The organism is Flavonifractor sp. DFI.6.63, assembly GCF_024462255.1.
Classification (GTDB): domain Bacteria; phylum Bacillota; class Clostridia; order Oscillospirales; family Oscillospiraceae; genus Lawsonibacter_A; species Lawsonibacter_A hominis.
In genome coordinates, this window is the sequence record NZ_JANGBE010000059.1 from 1 (window position 1) to 9,555 (window position 9,555).

A 9,555-nucleotide genomic window follows, 5' to 3' on the forward strand; every position below is an offset into this window, starting at 1 on the left:
CGGCCGCTTTTGCGGCCGCCGCCCGGCAGTTGCTCAAAAACGTCTCGCAGCGTGCGCCCCAACGGGCCGCACCCCCGCGCTATTTATGATAGAGCTTGTTGGTCTCATAGGTGGGCTCGCAGGTCAGGCGCAGGCCCAGCTTGCCGTAGATGCCGGTATCCACCGGAGAGAGGATGACCGTGGAGTGGGCCTCGCAGCCCCGCAGCCGGGCCAGCTGGTCCAGCGCCCGCTTGGCCAGGGGGTTGGTCGTGGCGGAGATCGCCAGGGCGATCAGCGTCTCGTCGCTGTGCAGGCGGGGATTGTTGGACCCCAGGTGGCTGACTTTGACCGATTGGATGGGCTCAATGGCCTCCGGTGAGATCAGGTGGGAGCCGTGATCGATCCCTGCCAGGCGCTTGAGGGCGTTGAGCAGCGTGGCGGAGGTGGCCCCCATGAGGGCCGTGGTCTTGCCGGTAACCACCTCCCCGCCGGGCAGCTCAATAGCGGCGGCGGGGTTTCCGGTCTCCTCCGCCACCCGGGCGGAGGCGGCGATGACCGGCCGGATGGAGGCGTCCACCTTGGCCTGCTGCATGATCAGCTCCAGCTTGTACACCAGCTCGTCGTCGGCCTGACCGGTCCGGCGGTCGCACAGGGCGGCGTAGTACCGGCGGACGATCTCCTGCCGCGCGGCGGCGCAGACCGCTTCGTCATCCACGATGCAGCAGCCCGCCATATTCACCCCCATGTCGGTGGGGGACTTATAGGGGCACTCCCCCATAATTTTTTCGAACATGGCGGAAAGCACCGGGAAAATCTCCACATCCCGGTTATAGTTCACCGTGGTCGCTCCATGGGCGGCCAGATGGAAGGGATCGATCATGTTTACGTCCCCCAGGTCCGCCGTGGCGGCCTCGTAGGCCAGGTTCACCGGGTGCTGGAGGGGCAGATTCCAGATGGGGAAGGTCTCAAACTTGGCGTAGCCCGCCTTGACGCCCCGCTTGTACGCATGGTAGAGCTGAGAGAGGCATACGGCCATCTTGCCGCTGCCGGGGCCGGGGGCGGTGACCACCACCAGGGGCCGGCTGGTCTCGATATAGTCGTTTTTGCCGTATCCCTCGTCGCTGACGATGAGGGGGATGTTATTGGGGTAGCCCGCAATGGGGTAGTGCAGGTATACCCGCATTCCCAGGCTCTCCATCCGGCGCTTGAAGGCGTCCGCCGCGGGCTGGGCGGCATACCGGGTCACCACTACGCTGCCCACGTACAGCCCCTGGCTCCGGAACGCGTCGATGAGGCGCAGCACGTCCACGTCGTAGGTGATGCCCAGATCCCCCCGGATCTTGTTCTTCTCGATATCGCTGGCACAGATGGCGATGACGATCTCCGCCTTATCGGCAAGCTCCTGAAGCATCCGGATCTTGCTGTCCGGCGCGAAGCCCGGCAGCACCCGGGAAGCGTGGTGGTCGTCAAAGAGCTTCCCGCCGAATTCCAGGTAAAGCTTGTTGCCGAACTGTCCGATCCGTTCCCGGATGCGGCTGGATTGGAGGTCCCGGTATTTCCCGTTGTCAAAGCCGATCTTGTCCATTGTATTCCATGCTCCTTTGCACACAATTCAAATTAGTATAGCACAAAAAGGGGAGCTTGAAAAGGGCTTGCGTTCCCTTGCCAACAGGGGCAGTATCCAGCAGAGAAACTGTACAGGGCCGCGCCTGCAGGCGCAGATCGGCAGGGGAACAAACGCAAGATCCGCCCTGCCAGGCATAGCCGGGGCGGCATTGCTTTTTTGAAAAACAGGTGCGGCGGACCGTCATCCACGATCCGCCGCACCTTCGCCTGTGAGAACGCCGCCTCACAGGCGCTCGATAATTCCCGCGGCCCCCATGCCGCCGCCGATGCACATCGTCACCATACCGTACCGGCCGCCGGTATGTTCCAGATAGCTCAGCGCCTTGCATGTGAGAATGGCGCCGGTAGCGCCCAGCGGATGCCCCAGGGCCATGGCGCCCCCCCACGGGTTAACCCTGGCCGGATCCATGCCCAGGGTACGGATACAGGCCAGGGCTTGGGAGGCAAAGGCCTCGTTGAGTTCGATGGTATCCATCTCCTCCAGGGTGAGCCCCGCTTTCTTCAACGCCTTTGGCACGGCTTCAATAGGGCCTACGCCCATGACCTCCGCAGGCACGCCGCCGGTGGCGAACGTGACAAAGCGGGCCAGCGGCTTAAGGCCCATGGCCTGGGCCCGCTCGGCCGACATGAGCACCACAAAGCCGGCGCCGTCGGTGCGCTGGGAGGAGGTGGCAGCGGTAACCAGACCATCCTCCAAGAAGCAGGGCTTCAGCTCCGCCAGTTTCTCCGCCGTAGTACCGGGGCGAATCCCCTCGTCCCGAATCACCGTGACGGCCTGTCCATCGGCTCCGGGGATCTGGACGGGGATTATCTGCCCGTCAAAACAGCCCTGGACCTGGGCCTGGGCTGCCCGGCGGTGACTTTCGGCGGCCATGGCGTCCATGTCCGCCCGGCTGATGTTCCAGCGCTTGGCCACGTTTTCCGCTGTAATCCCCATGATGGTGTATACCTCGGGCCGGTGCTCCCGCAGCCAGGGGTCCGCGTCCTCCACGCCGATGAGCATGGGCACCATGGACATGGACTCCACCCCGCCGGCCACCATGATCGCTTCCTCGCCGCAGCGGATGGCATTGGCGGCGGTGGCGATGGTCTGCAAGCCGGAGGAGCAGTAGCGGTTGACCGTCTGGGCCGTAACGCTGTCCGGCAGTCCGGCCCTCTGTACAATAAGCCGGGCCATGTTGGCCCCCTGGACCCCATAGGGCATGGCACAGCCCATGATCACGTCGCCGATCTCCTCGGGACGGAGGCCGGGGACCCGCTCCAGCACGCCCAACAGCGCCTGTGCGCCGTATTCCACCGGGTGCACCTGGGCGAAGGCTCCCTTACCGGCCTTGCAGCAGGCGGTGCGCCCGTAGGCCACGATCACCGCGTCTTTCAATTGCGTCTGCATATATGATTTCCTTTCCAGCCGTCTCCGACGGTCAGGGGAAAAGGCCCCGTCCGCGGGGCGGCGTTACTTTAGTTGATACTGTTCCAGCTTTTCATAGAGCACTGTGCGGGAAATCCCCAGCAGTCCGGCGGCCTTGGCCCGGTTCCCGTTGGCAGCAGCCAGCGCATCCCGGATAAATTCCCGTTCAAACGCCTGGCGGGCAGGGCGCAGGCGGAAGTCCCCGCTGCTGGTCACCTGGCGGCGCTTGCGGGCCTGCAGGCGCTGCTCCAGCTGGAAGAAATCCTTCCGCCGCAGGATGGGAGAGGCGGCCGCGTTCATGGCGCTCTCCACCGCATTTTGCAGTTCCCGCACATTGCCCGGCCAGTCGTAGTCCATCAGCAGCTCCATGGAACCGGAGCCCACGCCTTCGATGACCATGCCGAGCTGACGGTTGAGCTGCCGAATGAAATTCTCCACCAGCAAGGGGATGTCTTCCTTCCGCTCCCGCAGGGTGGGCGCCTGGATGCGGATCACATTCAGGCGATAGTACAGATCGCTGCGGAACTGTCCGGTCTCCACGAGGGCCTCCAGGGGGATATTGGAGGCGGCGATGACCCGGACGTCGATGGGAATGCTCTTGTCCCCGCCCACCGGGTCGATCTCACGCTCCTGAAGCACCCGCAGGAACTTGGGCTGCATGGTCGGGGTAAGCAGGTTCACCTCGTCCAGGAAGATGGAACCCTTGTTGGCCAGCTCGAAGCGGCCCGCCTTTCCCTTTTTTGCCGCCCCAGTAAACGCGCCCGTCACATAACCGAAGAACTCCGACTCCATCAGCTCGGCCGGGATGGCCGAACAGTTTACCCGCACGAAATTGGCCGAGCGGCGGACGCCGCCGGCGTGGATCGCGTGGGCGATCAGCTCCTTGCCGCTGCCGGTCTCTCCCTCTATGAGCACGGTAGAGGCGGAGTGGGCGGCCTGGTAGATCTGCTCCTTGAGGCGCTGGATGGCGTCGCTTTTCCCGATGATGTTGTCCATACTATAGCGTGCGCCCCGTATGCGTGAGAGCTCTTTCTTATAGAATTCGACCTCCCGGGACAGCTCGCTCAGCCGTGCCGACACATCATCCACATTCTGTTTTCCGTAGACGATCACATAGATAAAAACGCCGATAACCTTGCCGTTGGCGTCCAGCCGCGGGATATAATTGGTGACCGCGGGGACTCCTTGGGCCCGGACCACCTGGGCCAGAACGGGCTTTCCCGTGCGCAGCACCTCGGGCGCGTGAGTATCCGGAAGCAGCTCCCACACCTTGCGTCCCAGCGCGTCCTGGGCCGTATGACCGGTAAAGCGCTGCCAGCTCGGGCTGACATAGATATAGGTGCCCGTCTCGTCCAGCACCGCAGCCGCGTCCAAGTTCTCGATAAACTGCATCATGCAGGCCTGGTCCAGCTTGTTCTTCTGTTCCATACCGCCGCCCCCCAGCGTTGCACAGGTTCTTTTTACTATATCAGCGGCCCCCTCCCCTCCGCAATTGACATTCTGTCTAAATTCACACTTTTTCTTTGTATATAACAGAGAAAGTTGCTGTTTTATCGCATTTTTAGTTTATTTTTGTTCATTATGCATCCGGATTATTTTAAAAAATGTAATCTTTTTATGACATGTCTGCTTTTCTTTACATGCGTCTGTTTGGCCCTGAATTCGACTGACTCCAGTGGGTTTCAGGGCGTGTGGAATGTTCCCTGTGCCCGAAACTCCGAACACTCCCGTCCTGCTCTTTTCCCGATCCGGTTTGGCAAACCCTTGGCGGCGCTTGCTTTTTTCCGTCAGGCGCATTTGGCATTCCATTTGCTTATATCTCTCGTGTGCAGGCGGCAGCCGCCCCCCGGTGTTCCGTCTAAACCGCGCAGGACGAAAAGAAGGAGTGTGTTTCACGTATGAAAATCATTGATCTTTCCATCCCCATTGAGTCTGATCTGCCCAGCGACCCTGAGATTCAGATCCCTCGTATCCAGTACTGCAACCACAAGGACACGGCGGAACAGATGGCGGGTTTCTTTCAGGGCTGCACCGTGGACGACCTGCCCGAAGGCAACGGCTGGGGCATTGAGTTTTTGAAGGTCTGCACCCATTCCGGCACCCACGTGGACGCCCCCTATCACTATTATCCCACCATGAACGGAGGGGAGAAGGCCTGGACCATAGACGAGGTTCCCCTGGATTGGTTTGTGGGCGACGGCGTAGTGATGGACTTTCACGACAAACCCGACGGATACAAAATCACCGCCCGGGATGTGGAAGACTACTTCAAGCGCATCCACTACACCCTGAAGGCCGGCGACATCGTGCTGCTCCGCACCGATGCGGACGACCGCTGGGGCAAGCCCGAGTACCTGGTGGCAGGCGCCGGCATGAGCTATGAGGCCACCATGTGGCTGCTCAATCAGGGGGTGCGCGTCGTCGGTACGGACGGTTGGAGCTGGGATGTGCCTCTGCCCTTTGAGGGTCAGGAGTTTGAAAAGAACCACGACGCCTCCATCATCTGGGAAGCCCACCGGGTAGGCCGGGACAAGGCCTACTGCCACATTGAGAAGCTGACCAACCTGGACCAGCTGCCCGTCACCGGCTTCAAGGTGAACTGCTTCCCCGTAAGCATCAAAGCGGCCTCCGCCGGCTGGGCGCGCGTGGTCGCATTCGTGGAATAATCCTATCGCCGGAGCGCGCGGCTCCCTGGAAAGAAAGTGAGGAAATGTATGAACGCCAACACCATTTTTCTGGTTCTGTTTGTGATTTTCTGTGGTATTCTGGTCGGCTGTGGCATCGTCAGCAAGCGTTGGGTCAAGGAATCCTCGGACTATATTCTGGCTGGACGTGAGATTTCCACCTTCATCAATATGATCGGCGTGTGTGCCATCGGCTTTGCCGGCACCACCGTAGCCCTGGCTCCCGGCTTTGCCGTACAGCTGGGCCTGACCGCTTCCTTCGCCTGGGGCAGCATCTACGGCATCTGCGGCTTGCTGCTCTTCGCCCTGCTCTTCTCCAACTTCATCCGCCGCTGCGGCGCGCAGACGCTTCCTGAGTATCTGGAGATGCGCTATGACGGCAAGGTCCGCTCCGTAGTGGCCATCACCTCCGTGGTCGGCATGTCCGGCATCCTGGCCAACAACATCGTCTCCTGCACCAATGCCATCGCCGGATTCACCAAGTGGAACGCCACCTTAATTATGGCGGTTATTTTCCTGGTGATTATTGCCTTTACCTTTATTTCCGGTCTGTGGGCCACCACTCTGACGGACTTCTTCCAGGTCACGCTGGGCGTGATCATCGTGCCCACCATCCTCATCCTGCTCTGCCAACGCTACGGCTGGCTGGATGCCATCAACGCTGCTTGGCCCGGCGGGAACGCCTTCGCCGCCGGCATCACCGGCGGCGCCCTGAAGGGGATCGCCCCCACATACCCCTCGGTGCTCAACTTTGTCATCTGCTTTGCCGCTGCGTTGGTGTGGGGCAACAATTACTACTGGATGAAGATCGCCAACTGCCGCAGTGAGAAGGTCGCCCGCAAATCCTTTGTCCTGGCTGCCATTATTCTGGTGGTCGTCTTCTGCATCCCTCTTGGTATCATCGGCGCCTTTGCCGGCGCCTTCCTGGGCGAGAATTTCGCCGCTCCCTTCGGCTCCGGCTCTGTGGCGCCCACCGGTGCTTACGGCCTGATCGCCTCTACCTTCCCCGCCTTCCTGGGTTCTTTCTTTGTCATCGGCGCCGTAGCCGCGTCGGTGTCTACCGCCTCTACCTCCGCTTTGGGCGCCTCCGCAGTGGCCACCCGCGATATTTATCAGCGCATGATCAACCCCAAGGCGGACACCAAGACGGCCCTGAAGGCCTCCAAGTGGATCATGGTGCTCATCGGCGTGCTTACCTGAGTCCTGTGCCTGTTCCCGGGCGGCCCCACCTATCTGTTTGCCTTTGCCAACTGCTGGCTGGTGCCTCCTGCCATCCTGCTGGGCCTGGGCGCCATCTGGCCCAAGTTCAACTCCCGCGGCGCCATCTGCGGCGCCCTGGCCGGTATGATCACCATGGCTGTGTTCACGCTGCTGGGCGACGTATTCAAGGTATTCGCCATTAACAAGTACATTTACCTGGCCACCCTGGGCTTCTTGGTGACTCTTGTGGTAGCTGTGCTGGCCTCCCTCACCGGCAAGCCTAAATACTACGGTGAATCCAACTGGGAGCGGGTCCCAACCGCCTCCAACCGCAAAGACGTGAAGCTGGATGCCACCGACCTGCAGGTACTGGAGATGATCCGAGTGGGCCACTGCTACATGGCCGACCTGACCGATGCGCTGGGCGTGGACTCCAAGACCTCCTCTGCGGCCGTGGAACACCTGGATCAGGGCGGCTACATCGTCCGCGCCGGGATGCGCGGCTCCAAATTCTATACCTTCTCCATCACCGATAAGGGCCGCGCCGCCCTGCCCGTCCTTGGAGGCCGGGAGAGCGAGATGGCCAGGGAATGCCTGACCCCCCTGTATGTCCAGCTGCTCAAAATCGTCAAGGACACTCCTGAGAAGCAGGCTGAGTTCCTTCAGAAAAACGGAATCAAGTCTATGCGCATGTCCTCGATCTGCTCCCACCTGACCCGTCAGGGCTACATTGTGGAGGGCGGTCTGTTCAAGCGGAAGCTGCGCATCACCGATAAGGGCATAGCGGCGGTCCAGAAGTACGCCTAAGCCGCTTCCCCCACACACTGGCATCCGGAGGACAGGGCCGCTATGATGCCCCGTCCTCCGGTCTGTAAAAGGAGTTTTTTCCATGCCTCAGGAAGAATACCGCCGGAAGCGGACCACCGCCGATGAGGAAGCCGCCCGGATCCGTTCCGGAGATACGGTGTATCTGGCGTGCGGCTGCCTCCTCCCTGTGGACTTCGCCGCCGCTCTTTACCGGGCGGCCCCCCGTCTCCGGAACGTCAAGGTGCTCAACTACCTTCCCCTGGAGCCCCTCGCCCTGCTCAGCGATCCCGACTGCGGCGAGGCCTTTGACGTCTGTTCCATCTTTTATAACAAGTTTCAGCAAAGCGCGCAGGCCTTGGGCCGATGCAGCTTTCTCCCCACCCATTTGCGCAACGCCGCCCGGGACCTGGGCTGCGCCGCCGAGTCGTACGATTGTATGGTCCTTACCGTCTCTCCCATGGACCGGCACGGGTACTTTTCCCTGGCCGGCTCTGCCGGGATCGAGCTGGCGATGCTTCCCCGGGCCCGTCGCCTGGTGGTCGAGGTGGCCTCCCACGCCCCACGCATTTTTGGGGATACCATGCTCCACATCTCTCAGGTGGATGCTGTTCTGGAGTCCGACCGTTACCCCTGCGTTCTCCCCTCCGAGATCCCCGACGAAGCGGACCGCCAGCTAGGCCAGGTGGTGGCCGGCCTGGTAGAGGACGGCGACACCATTCAGCTGGGCTTCGGCGGCACCATCAACGCTCTGGCGTCCGAGCTGAAAGGCAAGCGCCATCTGGGCATCCATACCGAAGCCCTATCCGACGCCGGCATGGAGCTGCTGCGCAGCGGCGCAGCAGACAACAGCCGCAAGACGCTCCACCCAGGCCGGACGGTGACTTGCTTTACCATGGGCAGCCAGGCTCTCTACGATTTCATTGACGACAACCCCGCCTTTCTGCACAAGACGCTGAGCTATACCAACAATCCGTCCGTCCTAGCCGCCCATCCGGGCATGACCTCCATCAACGCTGCACTCCAGATCGACTTGACCGGTCAGTGCGCCTCAGAAGGGCTGGGCACCCGGCACATCTCAGGCAGCGGCGGCCAAGTGGACACGTCGGTGGGCGCCCAGATGGCCCCCGGCGGCAAGTCCATCATCACTCTGCGCTCCACCTATCAGTCCCGGGACCCCAATACCGGGGAGACCCGCATCCAATCCCGCATCCTGCCCGTCCTTCCGCAGGGAGCGGCTGTGACCCTGACCCGTACGAATACACACTTCGTGGCCACCGAGTATGGCGCAGTGTGCCTGCGGGGGCTGACCATCCCGCAGCGGGCGCGTGCCCTTATCCGCATTGCCCACCCCGACTTCCGCCCCTGGTTGGAGGACGCCTTTGAGCGGCAGTACCATCAGCGGCTGCCCCGTTCCTGAAGGACCCCATAAAACGATTGAATTGAGGTGTATTTTTATGAACAGCAGCAAGACGATCATCACCGTCGCCACGACCGGCGCTTGGCCCACCAAGGCCAATAACCCCAATGTCCCCATGACGCCCGAGGAGATCGCCGAGGACGTGTACGCCTGCTGGAAGGCGGGCGCCGCGGTCGCCCACCTGCACATGCGCGACGACGAGGGCAAGGGCACCATGGACAAGGACCGCTTTGCCAAGACGGTGGAGCTGCTCCGCGCCAACCACCCCGACTGCGACGTCATCCTGAACATGACCACCTCCGGCGCTCTGAACGCCACCGACGAGACGCGCCAGATCCACCTGGAGCAGCTGCGCCCCGAGATGGGCTCCTATGACTGCGGCTCCATGAACTGGCTGCACACCAGCCTGTTCATCAACTCCCCCGCGTTCCTGG

The 9,555-nt window shown here is 61.8% G+C and carries 8 protein-coding genes; 5 read left to right on the forward strand and 3 right to left on the reverse strand.

Annotated features, from left to right (window positions below; translation table 11 throughout):
• Positions 1–79: 79 nt before the first annotated feature.
• From NE547_RS17655 to NE547_RS17665, 3 genes are all read right to left on the reverse strand, one after another.
• Positions 80–1,564, reverse strand: a complete 1,485-nt coding sequence (locus tag NE547_RS17655) for a DUF1846 domain-containing protein (protein ID WP_186908051.1) — start codon at positions 1,562–1,564, stop codon at positions 80–82.
• Between the two features lie 264 nt (positions 1,565–1,828).
• On the reverse strand, positions 1,829–2,995 hold the full coding sequence (locus tag NE547_RS17660) for a thiolase family protein (protein ID WP_186908052.1): 1,167 nt from the start codon (positions 2,993–2,995) through the stop codon (positions 1,829–1,831).
• 63 nt (positions 2,996–3,058) lie between these two features.
• Complete coding sequence (locus tag NE547_RS17665) at positions 3,059–4,441, reverse strand: sigma-54-dependent Fis family transcriptional regulator (protein WP_256176585.1); 1,383 nt, start codon at positions 4,439–4,441, stop codon at positions 3,059–3,061.
• 470 nt (positions 4,442–4,911) lie between these two features.
• On the opposite strand from NE547_RS17665, the gene NE547_RS17670 reads away from it, so the two are divergent.
• The 5 genes from NE547_RS17670 to NE547_RS17690 all read left to right on the forward strand — a co-directional run.
• Positions 4,912–5,679: a cyclase family protein gene (locus tag NE547_RS17670; protein ID WP_256176586.1), complete on the forward strand. Its 768-nt coding sequence runs from the start codon at positions 4,912–4,914 to the stop codon at positions 5,677–5,679.
• Positions 5,680–5,727: 48 nt separating this feature from the next.
• On the forward strand, positions 5,728–6,897 hold the full coding sequence (locus NE547_RS17675; RefSeq protein WP_256176587.1) for a sodium:solute symporter family protein: 1,170 nt from the start codon (positions 5,728–5,730) through the stop codon (positions 6,895–6,897).
• A gap of 60 nt (positions 6,898–6,957) precedes the next feature.
• Positions 6,958–7,704 carry a hypothetical protein gene (locus NE547_RS17680; RefSeq protein ID WP_256176588.1) on the forward strand — a complete coding sequence of 249 codons (747 nt, stop codon included), beginning with the start codon at positions 6,958–6,960 and terminating at the stop codon, positions 7,702–7,704.
• An 82-nt stretch (positions 7,705–7,786) separates the two neighbouring features.
• Positions 7,787–9,121 (forward strand): acetyl-CoA hydrolase/transferase family protein, encoded by a 1,335-nt coding sequence (locus NE547_RS17685; RefSeq protein WP_186908056.1) that lies wholly within the window; start codon positions 7,787–7,789, stop codon positions 9,119–9,121.
• A gap of 37 nt (positions 9,122–9,158) precedes the next feature.
• Positions 9,159–9,555 (forward strand): 3-keto-5-aminohexanoate cleavage protein (locus NE547_RS17690; protein WP_256176589.1); only part of this gene is annotated, 397 nt, incomplete at its 3' end.

Bases quoted from the DNA above. Each gene is read 5' to 3' on its own strand.
- NE547_RS17655 (WP_186908051.1), bottom strand. From the start codon at position 1,564: ATGGACAAGATCGGCTTTGACAACGGGAAATACCGGGACCTCCAATCC.
- NE547_RS17660 (WP_186908052.1), bottom strand. From the start codon at position 2,995: ATGCAGACGCAATTGAAAGACGCGGTGATCGTGGCCTACGGGCGCACC.
- NE547_RS17665 (WP_256176585.1), bottom strand. From the start codon at position 4,441: ATGGAACAGAAGAACAAGCTGGACCAGGCCTGCATGATGCAGTTTATC.
- NE547_RS17670 (WP_256176586.1), top strand. From the start codon at position 4,912: ATGAAAATCATTGATCTTTCCATCCCCATTGAGTCTGATCTGCCCAGC.
- NE547_RS17675 (WP_256176587.1), top strand. From the start codon at position 5,728: ATGAACGCCAACACCATTTTTCTGGTTCTGTTTGTGATTTTCTGTGGT.
- NE547_RS17685 (WP_186908056.1), top strand. From the start codon at position 7,787: ATGCCTCAGGAAGAATACCGCCGGAAGCGGACCACCGCCGATGAGGAA.